17 protein-coding genes and 1 riboswitch are annotated in these 22326 nt (G+C 72.4%); of the genes, 7 read left to right on the top strand and 10 right to left on the bottom strand.

The window, feature by feature from the left end; all coding sequences use genetic code 11:
* Positions 1 to 70 precede the first annotated feature (70 nt).
* Positions 71 to 1276 (top strand): FAD-dependent monooxygenase, encoded by a 1206-nt coding sequence (locus tag Mam01_RS25895; RefSeq protein WP_204287806.1) that lies wholly within the window; start codon positions 71 to 73, stop codon positions 1274 to 1276.
* 4 nt (positions 1277 to 1280) lie between these two features.
* Here the strand turns inward: Mam01_RS25895 and Mam01_RS25900 are convergent, their stop codons facing one another.
* On the bottom strand, positions 1281 to 4361 hold the full coding sequence (locus Mam01_RS25900) for a sacsin N-terminal ATP-binding-like domain-containing protein (protein ID WP_204287807.1): 3081 nt from the start codon (positions 4359 to 4361) through the stop codon (positions 1281 to 1283).
* Between the two features lie 2 nt (positions 4362 to 4363).
* On the bottom strand, positions 4364 to 5161 hold the full coding sequence (locus Mam01_RS25905; RefSeq protein ID WP_204287808.1) for a DUF3027 domain-containing protein: 798 nt from the start codon (positions 5159 to 5161) through the stop codon (positions 4364 to 4366).
* A 100-nt stretch (positions 5162 to 5261) separates the two neighbouring features.
* Here Mam01_RS25905 and Mam01_RS25910 point away from each other — a divergent pair, with 100 nt between their 5' ends.
* Positions 5262 to 6647 (top strand): MFS transporter, encoded by a 1386-nt coding sequence (locus Mam01_RS25910; protein WP_204287809.1) that lies wholly within the window; start codon positions 5262 to 5264, stop codon positions 6645 to 6647.
* 216 nt (positions 6648 to 6863) lie between these two features.
* Here Mam01_RS25910 and Mam01_RS25915 read toward each other — a convergent pair whose 3' ends face one another.
* On the bottom strand, positions 6864 to 7262 hold the full coding sequence (locus Mam01_RS25915; RefSeq protein ID WP_204287810.1) for a cold-shock protein: 399 nt from the start codon (positions 7260 to 7262) through the stop codon (positions 6864 to 6866).
* Between the two features lie 185 nt (positions 7263 to 7447).
* Between Mam01_RS25915 and Mam01_RS25920 the strand changes: the two genes are divergently transcribed.
* Both Mam01_RS25920 and Mam01_RS25925 read left to right on the top strand, forming a co-directional pair.
* On the top strand, positions 7448 to 9877 hold the full coding sequence (locus Mam01_RS25920; RefSeq protein WP_204287811.1) for a helicase-associated domain-containing protein: 2430 nt from the start codon (positions 7448 to 7450) through the stop codon (positions 9875 to 9877).
* Positions 9878 to 9980: 103 nt separating this feature from the next.
* Positions 9981 to 11636 carry a DNA repair helicase XPB gene (locus Mam01_RS25925; RefSeq protein ID WP_150938766.1) on the top strand — a complete coding sequence of 552 codons (1656 nt, stop codon included), beginning with the start codon at positions 9981 to 9983 and terminating at the stop codon, positions 11634 to 11636.
* Between the two features lie 587 nt (positions 11637 to 12223).
* Here Mam01_RS25925 and Mam01_RS25930 read toward each other — a convergent pair.
* Entirely contained in the window at positions 12224 to 12529 is a 306-nt protein-coding gene (locus Mam01_RS25930) for a hypothetical protein (protein ID WP_204287812.1), read from the bottom strand.
* Positions 12530 to 12736: 207 nt separating this feature from the next.
* On the opposite strand from Mam01_RS25930, the gene Mam01_RS25935 reads away from it, so the two are divergent.
* Positions 12737 to 14722 carry a HelD family protein gene (locus tag Mam01_RS25935; RefSeq protein WP_204287813.1) on the top strand — a complete coding sequence of 662 codons (1986 nt, stop codon included), beginning with the start codon at positions 12737 to 12739 and terminating at the stop codon, positions 14720 to 14722.
* 13 nt (positions 14723 to 14735) lie between these two features.
* Positions 14736 to 15158 (top strand): GNAT family N-acetyltransferase, encoded by a 423-nt coding sequence (locus tag Mam01_RS25940; protein WP_204287814.1) that lies wholly within the window; start codon positions 14736 to 14738, stop codon positions 15156 to 15158.
* 179 nt (positions 15159 to 15337) lie between these two features.
* Here the strand turns inward: Mam01_RS25940 and groL are convergent, their stop codons facing one another.
* From groL to Mam01_RS25965, 5 genes are all read right to left on the bottom strand, one after another.
* Positions 15338 to 16960: a chaperonin GroEL gene (gene groL, locus Mam01_RS25945; RefSeq protein WP_150938757.1), complete on the bottom strand. Its 1623-nt coding sequence runs from the start codon at positions 16958 to 16960 to the stop codon at positions 15338 to 15340.
* A gap of 304 nt (positions 16961 to 17264) precedes the next feature.
* Positions 17265 to 17468 carry a cold-shock protein gene (locus tag Mam01_RS25950; RefSeq protein WP_150938755.1) on the bottom strand — a complete coding sequence of 68 codons (204 nt, stop codon included), beginning with the start codon at positions 17466 to 17468 and terminating at the stop codon, positions 17265 to 17267.
* Between the two features lie 256 nt (positions 17469 to 17724).
* Positions 17725 to 18000 (bottom strand): MoaD/ThiS family protein, encoded by a 276-nt coding sequence (locus Mam01_RS25955; RefSeq protein WP_138461929.1) that lies wholly within the window; start codon positions 17998 to 18000, stop codon positions 17725 to 17727.
* A gap of 45 nt (positions 18001 to 18045) precedes the next feature.
* Positions 18046 to 19314 carry a threonine synthase gene (gene thrC, locus Mam01_RS25960; protein ID WP_204287815.1) on the bottom strand — a complete coding sequence of 423 codons (1269 nt, stop codon included), beginning with the start codon at positions 19312 to 19314 and terminating at the stop codon, positions 18046 to 18048.
* Positions 19315 to 19328: 14 nt separating this feature from the next.
* Positions 19329 to 19468, bottom strand: a riboswitch (SAM riboswitch).
* Between the two features lie 96 nt (positions 19469 to 19564).
* Positions 19565 to 20116 (bottom strand): RNA polymerase sigma factor, encoded by a 552-nt coding sequence (locus Mam01_RS25965; protein WP_150938751.1) that lies wholly within the window; start codon positions 20114 to 20116, stop codon positions 19565 to 19567.
* A 102-nt stretch (positions 20117 to 20218) separates the two neighbouring features.
* Here Mam01_RS25965 and Mam01_RS25970 point away from each other — a divergent pair, with 102 nt between their 5' ends.
* Entirely contained in the window at positions 20219 to 21643 is a 1425-nt protein-coding gene (locus Mam01_RS25970; protein ID WP_204287816.1) for an alpha,alpha-trehalose-phosphate synthase (UDP-forming), read from the top strand.
* A gap of 78 nt (positions 21644 to 21721) precedes the next feature.
* Here Mam01_RS25970 and Mam01_RS25975 read toward each other — a convergent pair whose 3' ends face one another.
* Positions 21722 to 22312: a hypothetical protein gene (locus tag Mam01_RS25975; protein WP_204287817.1), complete on the bottom strand. Its 591-nt coding sequence runs from the start codon at positions 22310 to 22312 to the stop codon at positions 21722 to 21724.
* Between the last annotated feature and the right edge of the window lie 14 nt (positions 22313 to 22326).

The following is a 22326-nucleotide window of genomic DNA, read 5'->3' on the forward strand; positions in this document are numbered from 1 at the left end:
TAGTGCTCCAAAAACATCTACCCAGCTTATCGCCTTGCGTGCACTATGCGTACGCCGTACAGTGCGGTGTATGCAGAACACCGACATCCTCGTCTCCGGCGGCGGCATCGCCGGGCCCGCACTGGCGTACTGGCTGGGCCGGGCGGGTTTCACCGTCACCGTCGTCGAGCGCGCGCCCGCGCCCCGCCCGGGCGGCCAGACCGTGGACCTGCGCGGCGCGGGCCGCACCGTGGCCGCCCGGATGGGCCTGCTCGACCGGGCCCGGGAGGTCTCCGTCGAACAGAACGGCGTCGCCCTGGTCGACGGGAAGGGCCGCTTCACGGCCACTCTGCCGGTCGACGCCTTCGGCGGCGAGGGAATCGTCTCCGAGATCGAGATCCTCCGCGGCGACCTGGCCGATCTCCTCTACCAGGCGTCCCTCCCCGGCACCGAGTATCTGTTCGACGACACCGTCACCGCCCTGGAGCAGGACGACGATGGAGTGACCGTCACCTTCGAGAAGTCCGCGCCGCGCCGGTTCGGGCTGGTCGTCGGCGCGGACGGGCCGCACTCGGCCGTCCGCGCGCTGGCCTTCGGCCCCGAGGCGGACTTCGTCCGCCCGCTCGGCCTCTACACCTCGTGGTTCACCACCACGCTGCCGCTGGACCTCGGCGGCTGGTACCAGATGTACAACGCCCCGGGCGGCCTGGTCGTCTCGGCGCGGCCGGGACGCCTGCCCGGGGAGGTCAAGGCGGGCCTGAGCTTCCGGTCGGGGCCGATCGCCTACGACCGGCGTGACGTCGCCGCCCAGAAGCAGATCATCGCCGACCGCTTCGCGGGCGCCGGATGGGAGACCCCGCGGCTGCTGGCCGCGATGGCCGACGCGCCGGACTTCTTCTTCGACCCCATGGGACAGGTGCGCCTCGACCGGTGGTCGCGCGGCCGGGTGGCGCTGCTCGGCGACGCGGGTTACTGCGCCACGCCGCTGACCGGCCTCGGCACCAGTCTCGCCCTGGTCGGGGCGTACGTCCTGGCCGGCGAACTGGCCGCGACCGGCGACCACCGGGTCGCGTTGCGCCGCTACGAACAGGTCATGCGGCCCTACGTGATGGAGGCGCAGAAACTGCCTCCCGGGGGCGCCGGCGGCTTCGCGCCGTCCTCCGCGCTCGCGATCCGGCTGCGGGCCGCCTCGATGCGGTCCATGACCCGCTGGCCCATGCGCGGCATCCTGGCCGCCCAGTTCGCCAAGGCCGGGAACATCGCCCTGCCCGACTACCCCCTCCCCGCCATGCGGTGAGGGGTCAGAGGGACGTGACGGGGTCGAGGTCGGCCTCGGCGAGGAGGAGGGGGACCCGGGCCGGGTCGCGCAGCAGCGCGGCGACGGCGAGGCGGTCGCCCCACTGGCCGGACGCCCAGGCCAGCCCTCTCGCCAGCCCCTCCACGCCGGTGGCGTGGACCACGCCCTCGGAGAACCGCCACGGCACCGGAGTGCCGTCCACGAGAAGCTCGTCGTGCTCGACATACGTCGCGGGGGCGCCGGGCAGCAGCGAGCGCACCTCGGGCGGCACCGGCTTCTCCGCGCCGTGCGAGGTGACCACGCCCGTGACCGTCTCTCCGGCCAGCGGCAGGTCGAGCACGTCCGACAACGCCTCGGCGAGGTCGAACGGCGCCAGCACCAGCGGGCGGTCCTCCACCAGGGGCAGCAGGTCGGGCGCCTCCACCACGACCGGGCCGTCCTCGACGTCCGCGACCGTGACCATGCCCTTCCGCACGGCCCGTACGGCCTCCGGCGGGCCGACGCGGTCCGGGTCGACGGCGGCGAGCGCGATCCACAGCGACCGCAGCTGGGCGCGGTCCACCTCCAGGGACGCGTCGGCCAGCAGGTCGAGCAGCTCCTCGGGGCCGCCGCGCGCGTCCAGCAGCCCGGCCAGGGTCGACCGGACGCCCATCATCGTGAGCGCGTCCTCGTCGATCCCCGCCGGCGCCTCGGCGTACAGGCCGAACAGCAGCGGGTCGCCCGTCGGAAGCCGCAGCTCGACCGGCCTGCGCCCGCCGAGCACCGGGTGCCGCGACAGCCACCAGGCGGTGTACGACGGCACCTCGACGGTCTCGCCCGCCGCGAGCACCCGCATCGGCCGCAGCGCGGCGCGCAGCGGCGGCCGCGACAGCAGCGCGAGCGCGTTCGGCCAGTCCGCGACGTACTCCAGGTCGCGTACGGCGGTGAACTCCCGGACCACCGGGGGCACGTCGAGGTCGGGGAGCAGGTCGAGCACCGCCTCCAGCCACTCGTCCTCGAGATCGAGGTCGTGGTCGCACTCGGCGGGGTCGAGCAGCACGTCGGAGTCGTTGACCACGGCGAAGCCGTCGAGCACCCCGGTCGCCGCGAGCACGTGCGGCCCGTACTTCTCGACCAGGTCGGGCGCGGCGACGCCGAACGGCACCTCCGGGTCGATCAGCCCGGCCAGGGAGCCCTGGGCCAGCAGCAGCTCACCCGCGGCGTACCGCTCGCCGTCCGCGCCGCGCAGGGCCAGCTCGGCCAGCCAGGGCGCCTCTCCCGCCGTCAGGCCCGCCGCGTCCACCAGGGCCAGCACGGCCTGGGCCACCGGCTCGGGGTCGGCGCTGTTCAGCGACTCGGCCACGGCCGCGTGGGTGAGCGGGTCCTCCAGCACCGTACGCGGAGTCGCCTCGGCCGCGCCCAGGCGCAGCAGCAGCGGGTGGACGGCGTCGGGGTGGACGATCCGCAGCCCGAGCGGGGCCAGCAGAGCAGGGTCCAAGGGGGCGGGGTCCAGCGAGCCCGGGCCGGACGGCCCGCCGCCAGCGCCGCTGGACAAGACGCCGGACGACAAGACCCCGGACGAGGCGCCGGACGTGGCGGCGGCGCCGCCGTCCGGTGACAGCACCAGCGTGCCACGCGGGCCGCGAACCAGGCGGCCGTCGGCGAGCGGCACGGGGATCGCCCCGATCGCCTCCGGGTCGTCGGCGGGCAGCGCCTCGTAAAGCGACCGCCACCACGCCGGGTCCTTGTCCTCCACGGCCTCGCCGGACAGCATGTCCACGACGTCGGCCAGCTCGACCCGGCGTACGCCGAGCGTGGTCAGGGCCGGATGCCGGGAGGCCCATCCGGCGGGCAGCAGCCCGGGGACGATGCCGGCGATCTTCGCCAGGAACTCGGCCGGCCCCTCGACCGCCCGCGCCTCGTTGCCGGGGATGACGCCGCCCGGGACGCCGTCGGCGTCGCCGGAGATCGACGGCAGCAGCGGCGTTTCCGGCAGCGCCGCGATGATCTCCCGCCTGATCGCCGCGTCGAGCGCGCCGCTGCCCATGAGGCCGGGGACGAGGTCGAGCAGGGCGGGGGTGGCCGGAAGCTCCCCCAGCAGCCGCACGTACGCCTCGGCGGCCCTGGCGACCAGGAAGTCGGTGAGCGGCCCCGGCGCGACGTGCCGCCGGTCGGTGGTCATCGGGAACGACGCGATCAGCAGCGCGGGCAGGTCGAGCGGCTCGTCGCTCGGCGTCGGCGCGTGGACCACCCGGGGGACGCCGTCGCGGCGGCCGGCGGGACGGCCGGCGGGAACGGCCCAGCGGACCTCCCAGTAGGGCCGGGCCCGCTCCTCGGTCGGCCGGTCCGCGAACAGTTCGCTGACCTGCGCGGGGGTGAACGTGCCCGACTCGGCGACGACGTGCCAGCCCTCGGCCGAGATCGTGCGGCTCCGCCCGTCGACCTCGATCTCGACGGTCTCCAGCGCCGGCATCGACAGCGGCAGCGCCGGTCCGGCCTCCTCCAGCATCCGCCGTACGGCCTCCTCGGCGGCCTGGTCGCGCAGCGGCAGCCGGACGAGCGTGTCGAAGCCCTCGGGGACGCCCGGGGCGTCGTCGCCGAACGGCAGCCGCAGCAGCGGGACGTGGCCCTCGCGGCCCTTCAGCTCCCCGGCCAGCACCGGCGTGGCGGCGACCAGCGCGGCGGTCTCCGCACGCGACCAGCGCACTCCCCGGATCTCGCCGGACGGCAGCCGGGAGGCGACCGACGGCTCGTCGGTCACCGACACCACGGCGGCGAAGCCGACGCCGAAACGTCCGGCCGCTCCCGTCTCGTCCTTCTTGCCGGAGACCCGCAGCGTGCTCAGGCCCTCGACGCCGGCCTCGTCGAGCGGAGCGCCGGTGTTGGCGGCGAGCAGCACGCCGTCGGCGAGCGTCAGCCGCAGGCGGCCGGGCACGCCCGCCCGCAGCGCCGCGTCGGCGGCGTTCTGGGCGAGCTCCACGACCAGCCGGTCGCGGTAGCCGCCGAGGGCGAAGTCCTCCTCGGCGTTGGCGTCCTCGCGGAAGCGGGCGGGCGAGGCCGCCCAAGCCGCGAGAACCGTGTCACGCAGGCGCGCGGTGTCGAACATGATCAGGCGTGGCCCAGGGCTTCGGAGCTCGCCTCGTCGGCGGAGCCGGACTCGGTCAGGTCGTATTCCAGGTCGTCCAGGATCGGCGGCGCGGCGTCCGTGACCATGGAGGGCACGGTGGTCGCCTCGGAGTGGGCGCCGCAGCCGTGGTCGGCCGACACCACCCGGCCGTCGTCCGGCGCGTACTCGTTGGCGCAGACGCCGAAGCCCAGCCCCAGCGTCCCGGCGAGCGGCCAGTAGAAGCCGCAGGTGGAGCACTGCGCGGGCGCGGCGTGCGCGATCGGGGCGTGCGGGCCCGGCTCGCCGGACCGCCAGCGGTGCGCGGCGAGGTCGCGGCCGAGTGCCGACAGGACGCGGGCCCGGCCCAGGCCGAGCTCGAGGACGGCCTGCGCGTCGATCGCCTCGTCCGGGGAGGCGAACCCGGGCACGAGCCGGTCGTCGTCGGCCTCGGTCGGCAGCAGGTCGCCCACGCCGAGGTCGCCGGGGAGCAGCCGCTCGTTCCAGGGCACCCATCGGGGGGCGAGCAGCGCGCGGGCTCCGGGCAGGAGCACGGTCTCGCTCACGGTCACCACGCGGGCGCGGGAGGCCCGGGTCACGGTGACCGCCCAGCGCCAGCCCAGGTAGGCCCGGTCAAGGCACTCGAAGTAGTGGGTGACGACCCGGTCGCCCTCGTTGTCGAAGCCCAGGTGCTCTCCCACCTCCCCGGGGCGCGCGATCTCTTCCGCCGCGCCGCGGGCGAGGCCGACCGCCGCCGCACAGGCCTGGTCGACTGGAGTGCTACGGATTCGGGTACGACTCACACTCTCCATTTTCACCCACGCCGGGAGCGGACCGCACCGGCTTGATGGGCAAATCATGAGAGGACCCTCGGGGCCTATGGTGAACATTTGGGCGAACGTTATGCATGTTGTGGGCGCGCCCGCCCGGGCGACCCGCCGGCTCACGCACGCCCAGGGAGCGGACCGCACCGGGCTCGGCCGCCTGATCGAGCTGACCGCCGCCCACTCGGCCGGGGACGCGCTGGTCACGGTGGCCCTCGCCGGGGCGCTGCTGTTCCGGCTCCCGGTCGGCCAGGCCCGCGGGCAGGTCGCGGCATATCTGCTGGTCACGATGCTGCCGTTCACGGTCGTGGCGCCCTTCGTCGGGCCGGTGCTCGACCGGCTGCGCTCGGGCCGCCGCTACATCATGGCGGGCACCCTGCTCGCGCGGGGCCTGCTGTGCTGGGGCATGGCCGGCGCCGTGCACACCTCCGACGCCGTCACGCTGTTCCCGTCCGCGCTCGCCGTCCTGGTGCTGTCGAAGGCCTACAACGTCTCCCGGGCGGCAATCATGCCGAGCCTGCTGCCCGCCGACATCCCCCTGGTGACCGCGAACGCCCGGGTGGCGTTGTTCGCGCTGGTGTCCGCCGGGGCCGGGGCGGGCCTGGCCACCGGCCTGTCCGCCGCCGCCGGGCCCGACTGGGTGCTGCGCGCCGCCGTGCCGGTGTTCCTGCTGTGCGGGGTGTTCGCCGTAAGGCTGCCGCGGCACGTGGACGCGCCCGACCCCGAGGACGACGAGCCGCGCCCGCGCTGGCGCACACTGCTCGGCCTGCGCCCGGAGGCGAACCCGGGCGCGGGACCGGACACGGGACCGGACACGGGCGCGGGTGCGGGTGCGGGTGCGGGCCGCGCGGCGCACCCCGGCGCGGGGCCGGGCGTGGGATCCGTGGTGGGCTCGGTAGTGGGCGAGGCCATGGGCGCCAACGCCGCGATCCGGGTCCAGTCGGGCTTCCTTGTGTTCTTCCTGCTGTTCCTCGTCCAGGACGGCCACCTGCGCGGCCTCGACCCAACGGTGGCGCTGGCGCTGCTGGCCGCCGCCGCGGGCGCGGGCGGCCTGGCGGGGGCGGCCGCCGGATCCTGGACCCGGTCCCGCTCGCCGCAACTGACCGTGCTGGCCACGCTCGCGCTCGCGACGGTCGCCACCGTCGCGGCGGCGTTCGTCTTCACCATCTGGACCGCCGCCGCCGTCGCCCTCGTGGGCGCGTTCGCCCAGGGCCTCGGCAAGCTCGCCTTCGACGCGATCGTGCAACGCGAGATCGGCGAGGAGGTGCGCTCGTCGGCCTTCGGGGTCGCCGAGACGCTGCTGCAGATCGCCTGGGTGTCCGGCGGCCTGCTCGGCCTGGTGCTCTCCCTGTTCGTGGCCGGCCCCGCCGGGCTCGGCGTGATGTCCGCGGCCCTCGCGCTGTCCTTCGGCCGCCTGCTCACGCTGCGCCGCCGAAGGCTCGCCGCCCGGCCCGCCACCGCCTGAGCCCGCCTGAGCCCGCACCGCCTGAGCCCGCACCGCCTGAGCCCGCCTGAGCCCGCCCGGCCCGCCACCGCCTGAGCCCACACCGCCTGAGCCCGCCAGAGCACAGCAGCCCCGCCAGAGCCGCGCCTGAGAAGAGCGCCGCAGGTCCCGGCCCGAGCCTGCGGCCCGACACCCGGCCCCTCGGCCGCACCTCGCGCCCGTACGCCGGGCCGCGCGCTACGCGTCGAGGTCGTCGGCGACCGCGCGCAGCACAGCCGCGATCTTCTTGGCGTGCGGCACGTCGGGGTGCTTGCCCCGCTGGTAGGAGTTCGAGATGTCGTCGAGCAGCTTGATCAGGTCCTCGACGATGACGACCATCTCGTCCGGGTTCTTCCGCTTCGCCTTGGGCTTCACGGTCTTCGCCAGCGTCGGAGGCTGGTCGATCACCCGCACCGAGAGCGCCTGCTGCCCGCGACGGCTCTCGGCCACCCCGAACTCGACCTTATGCCCGGGCTTGAGGGCCTCGACGCCTTTGGGCAGCGCGGAGGAATGGACGAAGACCTCACCGCCGTCGTCGCGGGTGAGGAAGCCGAAACCCTTGTCAGCGTCGTACCACTTGACCTTGCCACTCGGCACAGGGGTGACCTCGTTCAGACTGTCGTGAAGGTGATGGATGTAGGTTATGCCCACAGACAGGCCCCGTGGACCCACTAAGGGGCCACTGAAGCGTCGCGTCTCCGGATTCCCGTGGATCTTCCGTCAACCCCTGCCGCGCGGGCGGTCCCGCGATCCCCAAGATGCGTCGCCCTACCATGGAGACGATGACGGGCACGGACTTCAGCGAGTGGCTGCGCGGCCGTTCCGACGAGCACCTGCGAGCGCTCGTGACGGCACGGCCCGAACTCGTCACGCCCGTCCCCGCCCACCTCGACGGCCTCGCCGCCCGCGCCTGCAGTCCGTCCGCCCTCGGCCGGGCCCTGGACCGGCTCGACCGCTTCCAGCTCGCCGTGCTGGAGACGCTGGCGCTGCGCGAAGGCCCTTCCTCCCGCGCGGCCCTGCTCTCCATGATCGTACGCGCGGCTCCCGGCACGGCCGCCGAGGAGGAGACCGGGGCCGCTCTCGACGCGGCGCTCGACACGCTGGTCACCCGCGGCCTGGTCTACGGGCCCCCGGACGCCCTGCTGCCCGCGCCCGGAGTGCCCGCGGCCCTCGAACCCCCGGCCGCGCTCGGCCCGCCGGCCGCCGAGGTCTTCCGTCATCATCCGCCCGAACGGCTCGACGTCCTCCTGCGCGACATCGACCCCGCGTACGACGGCGGCGGGCAGGCGGACGCGGGCAGGCCGGCCAGGCAGCGGCTCGCGGCGCTGCTGTCCGATCCCGCGACCGTCGCGCGCCTGCTGGAGGAGGTGTCTCCCCAGGCGAGGGCGGCGCTGGACGAGCTCGTCTGGGGTCCGCCGAGCGGACGGCTGCCGAGCGCCCGCCGGGAGGTCGACACCGCGACCGCGCAGTCGCCCATCGAGCAACTGCTGGCCCGCGGGCTGCTGGGAGCGACCGGGGAGGAGAGCGTCGCGCTGCCCCGGGAGGTCGCCCTGGTCCTGCGCGGGGGCCGGGTGCACCGCGACCTGTCCCCCGGGCCGCCCGCCCTGGACGGGCCCGTGCGCGACCAGGAGCTGGCCGACCGGACGGCCGCCGGGCAGGCGTTCATGTTCGTCCGCATGGTGGAGGAGCTGTGCGAGCTGTGGAGCGTCGACCCGCCCGGCGTGCTGCGCGCCGGCGGCCTGTCCGTACGGGACCTGCGGCGCGCCGCCCAGCTTCTCGACCTGCCGGAATGGGCGGCCGGGCTGGTCGCCGAGGTGGCGCACGCGGCCGGGCTGGTCGCGGCGGGCGAGGGTGAGTGGCTGCCGACCGGCGGCTACGACGGCTGGCGGATCAAGGCGACCGAGGACCGGTGGGCCGTGCTCGCCGCCGCCTGGGCCGCGATGGACCGCGCGCCCGGCCTGATCGGCGAACGCGACGACCGCGACCGCCCGCTGAACGCGCTCCACCCCGACCTGCGCCGGTCCGGCGCGGCCCAGACGCGGGCGCGCACGCTGGCCGTGCTGGAGGCGGCGCCGCCCGGCCTCGCGCCGACGCCCGAGTCGGTGCTCGCCCGGCTCGCCTGGGAGCAGCCCCGGCGCCGGTCCGCGCCACGCGAGCCGCTCGTCCGGTTCGCCCTGCGCGAGGCCGAGCACATCGGCGTGACGGGCCTCGGCGTGCCGGCCGCGCACGGCCGCGCGGCGGCCCGCGGCGACGGCCGGGCGGCGGCGGACCTGCTCGCGCCGCTGCTGCCGCAGGCGGTCGACCACGTGCTGCTGCAGGCCGACCTGACGGCCGTGGCGCCCGGGCCGCTGACCACCGACCTCGGCCGGCGGCTCGCGCTCACAGCCGACGTCGAGAGCAAGGGCGGCGCGACCGTCTACCGCTTCTCCGAGCAGTCGGTCCGCCGGGCGCTCGACGCCGGGCACTCCGCCGGCGACCTGCTCGCCATGCTGGAGCGCCACTCGGCCACGCCGGTCCCCCAGCCGCTGGCCTACCTGGTGACCGACGTCGCCCGCCGCCACGGCCGCATCCGGGTCGGCGTGGCGTCGTCCTACGTCCGGTGCGACGATCCGGCCCTTCTCGACGAGGTGCTCGCCGACAAGCGGGCCCACCTGCTGCGGCTGCGGCGGCTCGCGCCCACCGTGCTCGCCTCGAAGACGTCCCGGGCGGCGCTGGTCGACACGCTGCGGGCGATGGGATACGCGCCGGTCGCCGAGTCGCTGGAGGGCGACGTCGTCGTCGCGCGGGCCGACGCCCGGCGGACCGAGGGGCCGCCCGCCGCCCGCGCGCCCGCGAACCCCGGCCTCGGCCCCGAGGCCGCCGCCGGGGCCGTACGGGCGATGCGCGCGGGGGACTCCGCACACCGGTCCCGCCGCCCGCCCGCCGAGACGCCCGAGGGGCAGGTGCCCCGCTCCCCCAGCACCGCGACGATCAGCGCGCTGGAGGAGGCCATCCGGCAGGGGTCGCGGGTGTGGATCGGCTACACCGACTCGCAGGGGCACGCCACCAGCCGTATCCTCGAACCGGCCCGCATGGAGGGCGGTTACCTCACGGCGTACGACGAGACCCGGGCGACCGTCCACCGCTTCGTCCTCAGCCGCATCACCGGCGTCGCCGGCTACGACTCCGAGCGGTCCGAGACGCCCGGGGAGCGCGCCGCCGGAGTCGACTGAGGGGCGTCCCGCGACACGGCGGGCGACCCGGTCTCGGTGAAACGGGACTCATCGGGCCTGGTCTCTTGTTGGATAAGGGACAGCCGTACCAAGGGAGCAGGCATTGAGTGACGGGCCGCTGATCGTTCAGTCGGACAAGACGCTGCTGCTGGAGGTGGATCACCCAAGAGCCGGCGAGTGCCGCAAGGCGATCGCCCCGTTCGCCGAGCTCGAACGCGCTCCCGAGCACGTCCACACCTACCGGGTCACCCCGCTCGCGCTGTGGAACGCCCGCGCCGCCGGGCACGACGCCGAGCAGGTCGTCGACGCCCTCATCGGGTTCAGCCGCTACCCCGTGCCGCACGCGCTGCTCGTGGACGTCGCGGAGACCATGGCGCGGTACGGCCGCCTGCGGCTGGAGAAGCACCCGGTGCACGGCCTGGTGCTCACCACCAGCGACCGCGCGGTGCTGGAGGAGGTGCTGCGGTCCAAGAAGATCCAGCCCCTGGTCGGGGATCGTCTCGGCGCCGACTCGGTGGCCGTGCATCCCTCCGAACGCGGCAACATCAAGCAGACGCTGCTCAAGCTCGGCTGGCCGGCCGAGGACCTGGCCGGATACGTCGACGGCGAGCATCACCCGATCGACCTGCGCGAGGACGGCTGGGAGCTCCGGCCGTACCAGAAGGAGGCGGCGGACGCGTTCTGGCACGGCGGTTCCGGCGTCGTCGTCCTGCCCTGCGGCGCGGGCAAGACGATCGTGGGCGCGGCGGCGATGGCGCACGCGCGGGCGACCACGCTGATCCTGGTCACCAACACGGTCTCGGCCCACCAGTGGAAGCAGGAGCTGCTGCGGCGCACCTCGCTGACCGAGGACGAGATCGGTGAGTACACCGGCACCAAGAAGGAGATCCGCCCGGTCACCATCGCCACCTACCAGGTCATGACCACCCGGAGGCAGGGCACCTACCGGCACCTCGAACTCTTCGACGCCCGCGACTGGGGGCTCGTCGTGTACGACGAGGTCCACCTGCTGCCCGCGCCGATCTTCCGGATGACCGCCGACCTGCAGGCGCGCCGCCGCCTGGGGCTGACCGCCACGCTGGTGCGCGAGGACGGCCGGGAGGGCGACGTCTTCTCGCTCATCGGGCCAAAGCGGTACGACGCGCCCTGGAAGGAGATGGAGAACCAGGGCTACATCGCCCCGGCCGAGTGCGTGGAGGTCCGGGTGACGCTCCGCGACGACGAGCGGCTGGCCTACGCGATGGCCGAGAGCGACGAGCGCTATCGGTTCTGCTCCACCACTCCCGCCAAGATCAGGGTCACCGAGGCGCTGGTGCGGCGGCACGAGGGCGAGCAGGTGCTGGTCATCGGGCAGTACATCGACCAGCTCGACGAGCTGGGCGAGCACCTCGACGCGCCGGTCATCAAGGGAGAGACCAAGGTCAAGGAGCGCGAGCGGCTGTTCCAGGCGTTCCGCGACAAGGAGATCCAGGTGCTGGTGGTCTCGAAGGTCGCCAACTTCTCCATCGACCTGCCCGAGGCGGCCGTGGCGATCCAGGTCTCCGGCACGTTCGGCTCACGCCAGGAGGAGGCCCAGCGGCTCGGCCGGGTGCTGCGCCCCAAGGCCGACGGCGGGGGCGCGCTGTTCTACTCCGTCGTAAGCCGGGACACCGTCGACCAGGAGTTCGCCGCGCACCGGCAGCGCTTCCTGGCAGAGCAGGGGTACGCGTATCACATCATCGACGCCGACGACGTGGGCCAGGAGGACCCGGCGAGGTGACCCCGCCGGGTGGGCGCCGTGTCCCGGGGCGCGTTTCCCCGGGACCACGTCCACGGTGGAGATCGGCCGTCTGGAGATCGAACGATGAAGACCGAACGGTGAAGATCGACGGGCACCTGTCAGATCCAGGAAATGCCTGCGGGCCGTGTCACCACATCACCCCCTCGCTCCTATACCGACATCGCGGTGCCGTGATGGCGGCAATACCCACTCAGTACGGCGAATCACGCAATATGCGCATTTTTCACCTTGTCCCTGGTTTGTCGCAAAAAAGCGGAGAGTGTTACCAATTCTCCGGTGAGTGAGCAAATCACTACCGAACGCGGTTATATAAACGCGACACACAGCAATAAATCACCCCGGCATCACCGCGCCTGAGCAGCGCAACGCGCAGCACGCAAGGCAGCACCGTGCCGAGCACGCTCAGCAGCACCGTGCCGAGGCACGCTCGGCAGCACAGCACCCGGCATGCTCGGCGGCCACAGTGGCCAGGCGCCTCGCAGCACCGTGTCCGGCGCGCCGGACGCGCCGGGCAGGCGTCCGGAACTCAGCGCCTCAGACCCTCCGGCGGTCCGGGCACCCGCGGCTCAGCGGACGGCCAGGCCGCCGAAGAACAGCACCGCCAGCGCCGCGATCCACGCCGCCACGGCCACGCCGTACAGGGACTCGCGACGGGCGAACCAGGCGAACCCCGTCGTCCCCGCCGCGACGAGCGCGACCAGTTCGGACAGCGAGGCCACCGGCGCCAGCCGATCCGCGCAGTCCGGCGCCGGTTCCAGACCGGCGCAGAAGGCCAGCCGGCTCCAGCCGCCGAAGACCGCGAAACCCCACAGCGTGGCGAGCAACAGGCTCACCGCCGCCGGGATCGCGGGAGGAACCCAGGTGCGCGTCACCCGCGTAGAGATACCCAGGCAGGTGAACGGCGACACGCTAGAGAAATACCGTTTCGGCATCAGGGCGCCCGTCGCTAAGCTCTTGTCCTTCCGCCTCTCATCCTTACCGCCTGCAGCCTGTCCGCTGCCCGTCTTCAGTCCTGTCCTCGGTCCTGTCTTCGGTCCGGTCCTTGTCGTGTCCTCGTCGTGTACGGAGGAGTTTTCCGCATGCCTGAGAATGTGCTCGAAGCCGAGCGCGCCCATCTCGCGGCCTCCCGCGCCGCGTTGCGGACGATGCGCGAACACGCGCAGTCGCTGTCCGCGGACGCCGCCGGCGACTGGGTGTCGCAGCAGGTGCTCCAGGGCCTGCTCGACCAGCGCGTGGCCGCCCTGGCCGACCACCCCGACACACCGCTGTTCTTCGGCCGCCTCGACCGGTCGGCCGGCGACGACCTGCCGGACACCATCCACGTCGGCCGCCGGCACGTCCACGACGACAGCAGCCGGCCCCTCGTCATCGACTGGCGCGCACCGATCTCCCGCGCCTTCTACCAGGCGAGCCCGTCCGACCCGATGGGCGTCGCGTTGCGCCGCCGGTTCGGCTACCGGGGCGGCGATCTCACGGCGTACGAGGACGAACCGCTGGACGGCCGGGCGCTCGGGCAGAGCAGGCTCCTCACCGAGGAGATCGAGCGGCCCCGCACCGGCCCCATGCGCGACATCGTCGCCACCATCCAGCCCGACCAGGACGAGATCGTCCGCGCGGACCTCGGCGTGACCGTCTGCGTGCAGGGCGCCCCCGGCACCGGCAAGACCGCCGTCGGCCTGCACCGCGCGGCCTACCTCCTGTTCACCCACCGCGAGAAGCTGGCGAGGTCGGGCGTGACGATCGTCGGCCCCAACCGCGCCTTCCTCGCGTACATCTCCTCGGTCCTCCCGGCTCTCGGCGAGGTGAAGGTCGACCAGACGACCGTGGCGGGCGTCCTCGGCGAGCACGCGCATCCCGAGGAGCCGGCGGTGGCGGCCGTGAAGGGCGACGCCCGGATGGCCGAGGTCCTGCGCCGCGCCCTGTGGCTGCACGTCGTCAAGCCGGTCGAGGGCGTGCTCGTCACCAAGGGCGTGAACCGCTACCGCGTGCCCGACCACGAGGTCCGGGAGATCGTCGCCTCGCTGCGCGGCACGACGAGGTACGGCCCGGGCCGCACGATGCTGGCCCAGCGGCTCGCGCACGCCGTGCTCGTGCAGATGGAGCGCCGCGGCGAGTCGCCCGACGACCGTACGCAGGACGCGGTGGCCCGCTCGAAGCCGGTCAGGGCCGTCCTCGACGCCGTGTGGCCCAAACTGACTCCTCAGCAGGTGCTGCACCGCCTGCTGTCGGACGCCGAGTTCCTCGCGAAGGCCGCCCGGTCGGATCTCACCGCGGAGGAGCAGGAACTGCTCCTGTGGCGCAAGCCGTACAAGTCGCACCGGTCGGCGAAGTGGACGGCCGCCGACGCCGCCCTGCTGGACGAACTCGGCGACCTCGTCGAGCGCACCCCTTCCCAGGGCCACCTGGTGGTGGACGAGGCGCAGGACCTGTCGGCCATGCAGCTGCGCGCGCTCGGGCGGCGCTGCCGCACCGGTTCGGCGACCGTGCTCGGCGACCTCGCCCAGGGCACCACCCCCTGGTCGGCGCGGTCGTGGAAGACCGTGCTCGACCACCTCGGCCAGCCTTCGGGGGAGGTCACCGAGCTCACGCTCGGCTTCCGCGTGCCCCGCGAGATCCTCGACTTCGCCGCGCGGCTGCTGCCCTCCGTCGCGCCCGATCTCGCCCCGCCCCGCTCTCTGCGTCCCGGTGCCGGATCGCTGTCCGTACGGCACGTGCCCGACGTCGCCGCGGCCCTTCCCGAGGCCCTGCGGCGGACGCTCGACCGCGAGGGCTCGATCGGCGTGATCGCGGCGGACGCCGCCGTACCGGCCCTCTCGGCCGCCCTGGACACCGCAGGCGTGCCGCACGCGGTGCTCGGCCCCGACGCGACGGGCGACGACCGGGTGCTGCTGGTGCCGGCCACGCTCGCCAAGGGACTGGAGTACGACCACGTGATCGTGACCGAGCCCGCCGGCATCGTGGCCGCCGAGGACCGGGGGCTCGCCCGTCTCTACGTCGTCCTCACTCGGGCCGTGACGTCCCTGACCATCCTGCACGCCCACGATCTGCCCCCCAACTTGACATGAGCGAGGAGCTGGCATGAACGAGGTCATCCTGCGGTACGGCGGTCTCGACGACGTCGAGGCCGTGCTGCGGTTCTGGCTGGAGTCCGCGGAGAACACCGACCGGCACGACGACGCCGCCAAGGTGACGGCGCTGGTCGAGCGTGACCCCGAGGCGCTGATCGTCGCCGAGATCGGCGGCCGCGTGGTCGGCACGCTGATCGCGGGCTGGGACGGCTGGCGGGCGAGCCTCTACCGGCTCGCCGTCGACCCGGCGGAGCGGCGCAAGGGCATCGGATCACAGCTGATCCGGGCCGCCGAGGAGCGGTTCCGGAAGTACGGCGCGTTCCGGGTCGACGCGATGGTCCTCAACGACAACGCCCTGGCGCACCACGCCTGGACGGCGGCGGGATACACGATGCAGACCGACTGCGCCCGCTGGGTCAGGCGCCTCACCTGAGCCGTGTGAGATCAGAGTCAGGCGGCGACGGCGGAGCCCGGCGCCCGCGGGACCCGAGCGCGCAGGGAAACGTGGGCGCGCAGGGAAACGTGGGCGCGCAGGGAAACGTGGGCGCGCAGGGAAAAGGGCGGCTCCCCCGAGGGGGAACCGCCCTTCCTGGTGAAGCGGGAGAGCAGGACTCAGAAGTCCATGTCGCCGCCGCCGGGCATGGCGGGGGCCTTCTCCTTCTCGGGCTTCTCGGCGATGACGGCCTCGGTCGTGAGGAACAGGGCCGCGATGGACGCCGCGTTCTGCAGCGCCGAGCGGGTGACCTTGGCCGGGTCGATGATGCCCGACTCGAACATGTTGACGTACTCGCCGGTCGCGGCGTTGAGGCCCTCGCCCGCGGGCAGGTTGCGAACCTTCTCCACCACGACGCCGCCCTCGAGGCCGGCGTTGACGGCGATCTGCTTCAGCGGCTCCTCGAGCGCCTTGCGGACGATCGCCGCGCCGGTCGCCTCGTCGCCGTTGACCTCCAGCTTGTCGAACGCGTTGGCGCCGGCCTGCAGCAGGGCCACGCCACCGCCGGGGACGATGCCCTCCTCGACCGCGGCCTTGGCGTTGCGGACGGCGTCCTCGATGCGGTGCTTGCGCTCCTTGAGCTCGACCTCGGTCGCCGCGCCGGCCTTGATGACGGCGACGCCGCCGGCCAGCTTGGCGAGACGCTCCTGGAGCTTCTCGCGGTCGTAGTCGGAGTCGGTGCGGTCGATCTCGGCGCGGATCTCGTTCACGCGGCCGGAGATCTGCTCCGCGTCGCCGGCGCCGTCGACGATCGTGGTCTCGTCCTTGGTGACGACGATCTTGCGGGCGCGGCCGAGCAGGTCGAGGGTGGCGTTCTCGAGCTTGAGACCGACCTCCTCGGAGATGACCTGGCCGCCGGTCAGGATCGCGATGTCCTGCAGCATGGCCTTGCGGCGGTCGCCGAAGCCGGGGGCCTTGACGGCCACGGACTTGAACAGGCCGCGGATCTTGTTGACCACCAGGGTCGCCAGGGCCTCGCCCTCGACGTCCTCCGCGAGGAGGACCAGCGGCTTGCCGGACTGCACGACCTTGTCGAGCAGCGGGAGCAGGTCCTTGTTCGCCGAGATCTTCTGGTTGGCGATGAGGATGTAGGCGTCCTCGAAGACCGCCTCCATGCGCTCGGGGTCGGTCACGAAGTAGCCGGACACGTAACCCTTGTCGAAGCGCATGCCCTCGGTGAGCTCCAGCTCCAGACCGAAGGTGTTGCTCTCCTCGACAGTGATGACGCCTTCCTTGCCCACCTTGTCCATCGCCTCGGCGATGAGCGCGCCGATCTCCGGGTCGGCGGCGGAGATGGAGGCGGTGGAGGCGATCTGCTCCTTGGTCTCCACGTCCTTGGCGAGCTTCGACAGCTCCTCGCTGACGCGCTCGACGGCGGCCTCGATGCCCTTCTTCAGGGACATCGGGTTGGCGCCGGCGGCGACGTTGCGCAGGCCCTCGCGGACCAGCGCCTGGGCGAGCACGGTGGCCGTCGTCGTGCCGTCACCGGCGACGTCGTCGGTCTTCTTCGCGACTTCCTTGACCAGCTCGGCGCCGATCTTCTCCCACGGGTCCTCGAGCTCGATCTCCTTGGCGATGGAGACACCGTCGTTGGTGATCGTGGGGGCGCCCCACTTCTTCTCCAGCACGACGTTGCGGCCCTTGGGGCCGAGGGTCACCTTCACGGCGTCGGCGAGCTGGTTCATACCGCGCTCGAGACCGCGCCGGGCGTCCTCGTCAAACGCGATCATCTTGGCTGCCATTAGGCTAGACCTCCCAGTAGCAGGGTGTCTTCAACGGACCGAGCCGACGCCCGCGACGGCGTGGACCCGCTATCCCTGCGCGAGCCCCATCGCCCCGATCCCGGTTGTTGTCACTCTCGACCTCAGAGTGCCAAACAAGTATTTAGCACTCTACCCCCGAGAGTGCAAGCGGAAGCCACTCTGACCAGCTTGGACGAGGTTCCCGAACACCCTTACGAGGACAAACGAGGACCGACGGGCACGGACGAGCCGAAGGCCCGGTCCGCGGATCGCGGACCGGGCCTCCAATGGTCGCTTGACGGGATCAGGCGACGGCCCGTACGGCCTCCGCCTGCGGGCCCTTCTGCCCCTGCGTGATGTCGAACTCAACCCGCTGACCCTGCTCGAGGGCCTTGTAGCCGTCCATCATGATTGCCGAGTAATGGACGAACACATCCTTCCCACCGTCTACCGCGATGAAGCCGTAGCCCTTGTCCGCGTTAAACCATTTGACGGTGCCCTGCGCCACTTCCGACTCCTCTTGCTGGGCTGGGGACCACACCCAAGAAGCCCCCGGTTTCGTCGATCGTCTTCGACCATACCCGTGTCAAGGCGTAGAACAACAGAGTCAATCCGCAAACTACTACGTCGCGTTCGCTCAAAGCGGTACAGACGATTATTCACTTTTCTACCGAAAGGTTGAGCGCTTCACCTTTCGCCGCCGTGACGCCCCACTTCCCCGGTGAAAGAAGCGCATGTCAGGTGCACGGCGGCGGTGCCGCGGCTCAGCCCCCGGCGACGGCGGGGATGACCGAAATCTGTACCCCGTCCGGCGTGGCGGTGTCCAGCCCATCGGCGAAACGGACGTCCTCTTCTCCGACATAGACGTTGACAAAACGCCGAATCTTGCCCGTCTCATCCAGGATTCGACCTCCGATGCCCGGATAGTCCGCATCCAGCTTCTGCAGGACCTCGCGGAGCGTTCCCCCCTCCCCGCTCACCTCCGCGACGCCGTTGGTGTACGTCCGCAGAATCGTCGGAATCCGCACGGAAACGCTCATTGCTCACTCGCTTTCGTTGCTGCCGATGGGCCTGTGATAACGCTTTCAGTTGGCGAATGCCGCACGGAAGGCGTCGAGGGAGGGACGGATGACCGCGGACGGGCGGGCCTGCGCGGCCACCGCGTCAAGTGTCTTGAGACCGTCGCCGGTGTTCAGCACGACGGTTTCGGCCTCGGGGTCGAGGCGCCCCTCGCGCACGAGCTTGCGCAGCACGCCGACCGTGACGCCGCCCGCGGTCTCGGCGAAGATTCCCTCGGTCCTGGCCAGCAGGCGGATCGCCTCGACCACCTCGCCGTCGTTCACGTCCTCCACCGCACCGCCCGTGCGCCGGGCGATGTCGAGCACGTACGGGCCGTCCGCCGGGTTGCCGATGGCCAGCGACTTGGCGATGGTGTCGGGCTTGACCGGCTGCACCACGTCCTGCCCGGCCTTGAAGGCGCGGGAGACCGGCGAGCAGCCCTCGGCCTGCGCGCCGAAGATCCGGTACGGCCGCTCCTCGACCAGGCCGAGCTTGATCAGCTCGCGGAAGCCCTTGTCGATCTTCGTGAGCTGCGAGCCGGAGGCCACCGGGACGACGATCTGCTCGGGCAGCCGCCAGCCGAGCTGTTCGGCGATCTCGTACGCCAGCGTCTTGGAACCCTCGGCGTAGTAGGGCCGGAGGTTGACGTTGACGAATCCCCACTTCTCGCCCAGCTCGTCGCCGATGAGCTCGGAGCAGAAGCGGTTCACCTCGTCGTAGGTGCCGTCGATGCCGACCAGCCGGCCGCCGTACACCGCGGCCATGGTGACCTTGGCCGCCTCCAGGTCGGCGGGGATGAACACGCAGGAGTCCAGCCCGGCCCTGGCCGCCGCGGCGCCCACCGCGCCGGCGAGGTTGCCGGTGGACGAGCACGACAGGGTGTGGAAGCCGAAGGCGCGCGCGGCCTCGACCGCGATCGCGACGACCCGGTCCTTGAAGGAGTGGGTCGGGTTGCCGGAGTCGTCCTTGACGTGCAGCGACCGCAGCCCGAGCTCGGCCGCCAGCCGGTCGGCCCGCACGAGCTTGGTCCAGCCGGGCTGCAGGTTGGGCTTGTCCGCCACCCCGGCGGGGACGGGAAGCAGGGAGCGGTACCGCCAGATGTTCGTCGGGCCCGCCGCGATGTCCTCCCGGCGGACCTCTCCGAAGTCGTACGCCACCTCAAGGGGGCCGAAACACTCCGTACAGGCGAAGACCGGGCCGAGCTCGTAGTGAGCGCCGCACTCCCGGCAGGACAGACCGGTGGCGGGGCCGAAGTCGGTGGTGGTGGTGGGGGCCGCAGTGCTGCTGTGCGCCATGAAGCGAGGCCTTTCCCTCATCTTCGCTCGCGACCACCCTGGCCGCGAGCCGGAATTGGCACCTGTCCCGGCCGGGCCTCGTGGGCACGAGTTCGACACCGGGGAGGTTGCCGGGGCTTCGCAGGGCCGGTCCCTCCACCCCTCTGGATGAGCATCTTCAGTTGTGGGACCTTCGAAAAAGGTCCTCCAGCACTGTACCCCGGCGTCCCCTGTGTCCGTTCCGTTGTCTCAGATGGTGAGAAGGTTTGTATCAGCCGTAGGCCTCGCCGAGCGCGCTCTGCACGTATTTGCGTGCCTGGTGTATCCGGGACTTGACGGTGCCGAGGGGAATGCCGAGCTGTTCGGCGACCTGGGAGTAGTCGAGCTGGCAGATGTCGCGCAGCACGAGTGCCTGGGCGAGGTCGGGCCGCTCGGCCTCCAGCGCCTCCATCGCGTCGAGCAGGTCGAGCCGCGACCCGGCGATGACGCTCACCCGCCGCGGGTCCGGCCGCTGCTCGGGCAGCTCCTCCGCCTGCTCCGACGAGCGCCGCTTGAGCGACCGGTAGGTCGTCCTGGCGCAGTTCACGGTCACGATGTGCAGCCACGTGCTGAACTTGGCCCGGCCCTCGAACCGGGCGATGTTGCGGGCCACGGCGAGCAGCGTGTCCTGCGCCGCCTCCTCCGCGTCCTGCCGGTACGGTAGAAGCCGCTCGCAGTGCCGCAGCACGTCGGGCTCGATGCGCCGCAGCAGCTCGCCGAGGGCGCGGTGATCTCCCCGGGCGGCCGATCCGGCCAGCTCCTCGGTGACGTCGTCCAGTGCCATCCCGTTCCAGCCCTCCCGCGATCGGTTGACATCCTATTGATGGAGGTCCGCTTTTATTAATCTTCCGGCATGCGCGCCCGCTCTGATCGAGGGGAAACCCCAATGAGCAGCTCCGTTCTGATCGCGTCCAACCGGGGCCCGGTGTCCTTCACCCTGTCGGAGGACGGCGGCCTGACCATGCGCAGGGGCGGCGGCGGGCTCGTGTCCGGGCTGTCGGACGTGGTCAGGGACACCGACGTGCTCTGGGTCTGCGCGGCGCTGTCGGACGGCGACCGCGGGGCGGTGCGGCAGGCGCCGGGGGGCCGGCTCGACGAGGCGTTCGACACGGGGCCCATCCGCATGCTGGACATCCCGCCCGCGGTCTTCCACCGCGCCTACAACGCCGTGGCGAACTCGACCCTGTGGTTCGTCAACCACCTGCTCTACAACACGCCCTTCTCCCCCGAGTTCGGCACCCGGTTCGCCCGCGAGTGGGAGTCGTACCGCACCTACAACGGCGCGTTCGCGCTGGCGCTGGCGGAGGAGGCCACGGCCCGGGCCCGGGTGATGGTGCAGGACTACCACCTGACGCTCACCCCCGCGATGCTCCGGGTCGAACGGCCCGACCTGCGCATCGCGCACTTCTCACACACGCCCTGGGCCCCGCCGGAATACTTCGCGCTGCTGCCCGAGGACGTCGCGGCGGAGGTGCTGTCGGGCATCCTCGGCGCCGACCACGCCGGCTTCCTCACCGCCCGCTGGGCGCGCGCCTTCATGGACTGCTGCGCCGCCCTGCTCGGGGCCCGCGTGGACCACGCGGACCGTACGGTGACCTGGGCCGGCAGGATCACCCGGATCGGCGTGCACCCGCTCGGGGTGGACGGCGAGGCGCTGCGGGCGCGGGCGGCCGAGCCGGACGTCGAGTCGCACATGGCGGCGATCAGGGACCACGTCGGCGACCGCAGGCTGATCGTGCGGATCGACCGCACGGAGCTGTCCAAGAACATCGTCCGCGGCCTGCGGGCCTACCAGGCGTTCCTGGCGGGGCATCCCGAGTGGCACGGACGGGTGGTCCACCTGGCCTTCGCCTACCCCTCCCGGCACGACCTGCCCGAGTACCGCGAGTACACGGCGGCCGTGCAGCGGTGCGCCCAGGAGATCGAGGACGAGTACGCCACCGAGGACTGGGACCCGCTGATCCTCAACGTCAACGACGACTACCCGCGCTCGCTCGCGGCGTACCGGCTGGCCGACGTGCTGCTCGTCAACCCGGTCCGGGACGGCATGAACCTGGTGGCCAAGGAGGGCCCGATCCTGTCGCCCCGGTGCGCGCTCGTGCTGTCCCGCGAGGCGGGCGCGGCGGCCGAGCTCGGCGCCGACTCCCTGCTGGTCAACCCGTTCGACGTCACCGCCACGGCGGCGGCGCTGCACGAGGCGCTGACGCTGCCCGAGGAGGAGCGCCTCAAGCGCGGCCTGCGGCTGCGGGAGGCGGCCACCGCGCTGCCGCCCCGCCGCTGGTTCGACGACCAGATCGCCGCGCTGCGCTGACCGGCCGCGCCGGAGGCGGTGGTCAGCCCCGAGTGGTCAGCGCCAGGTGGTCAGCGCCAGGTGGTCAGCGCCGGGTGGTCAGCGCCAGGTGGCCTTCTTGAGGATCCCGTCCAGGCCCGGGGTGTTCCACTGGTCGACGATCAGGATCTTCGACGAGGGCAGATACCACTCGCGCTGGCTGTAGCGCATCTTCACCCTGAACTTCTTGTCGACGCAGGTGCCCGCCCACACGTGGTATTCCGCCCGGTGACCCGCCCCGACCTTCCGCAGGCCCTTGCCGGCGAGCTTGAAGGTGCCCTTGTACAGGCGCACGGTCCTCGGGCAGACGCTGACGTCGGTCGCGGGATCGAACTCGTACCTGGGGTTGTAGCGCTGGAACGTGTGACCGCCGATTTCGAGTGCCTTCGGGCCCAGCACCCAGAAACCGTGGCACCCCGCGTCGCGGAAACCGAAGTCCATGGTGCCGAGGCTGGGACACGGGCCGGTGATGACTCGGGTCCAGTCCGAGCCGGCCTGGACCGCCTTCCACGACGCGGGGATGGTCAGGGTCAGGCCCTTGCGCAGGTGGACCTGCTTGGTGCCGCCCGCGGACGCCGCGGAAGGAGCCGCCAGGGTGGTTGTCAGCACGGCCAGACCGGCCGCCGTGGTCGCAATGGTCTTTCCGATCATGTTCCGTACGTTAT

This window comes from Microbispora amethystogenes (assembly GCF_016863015.1).
Taxonomy (GTDB): Bacteria; Actinomycetota; Actinomycetes; order Streptosporangiales; family Streptosporangiaceae; genus Microbispora; species Microbispora amethystogenes.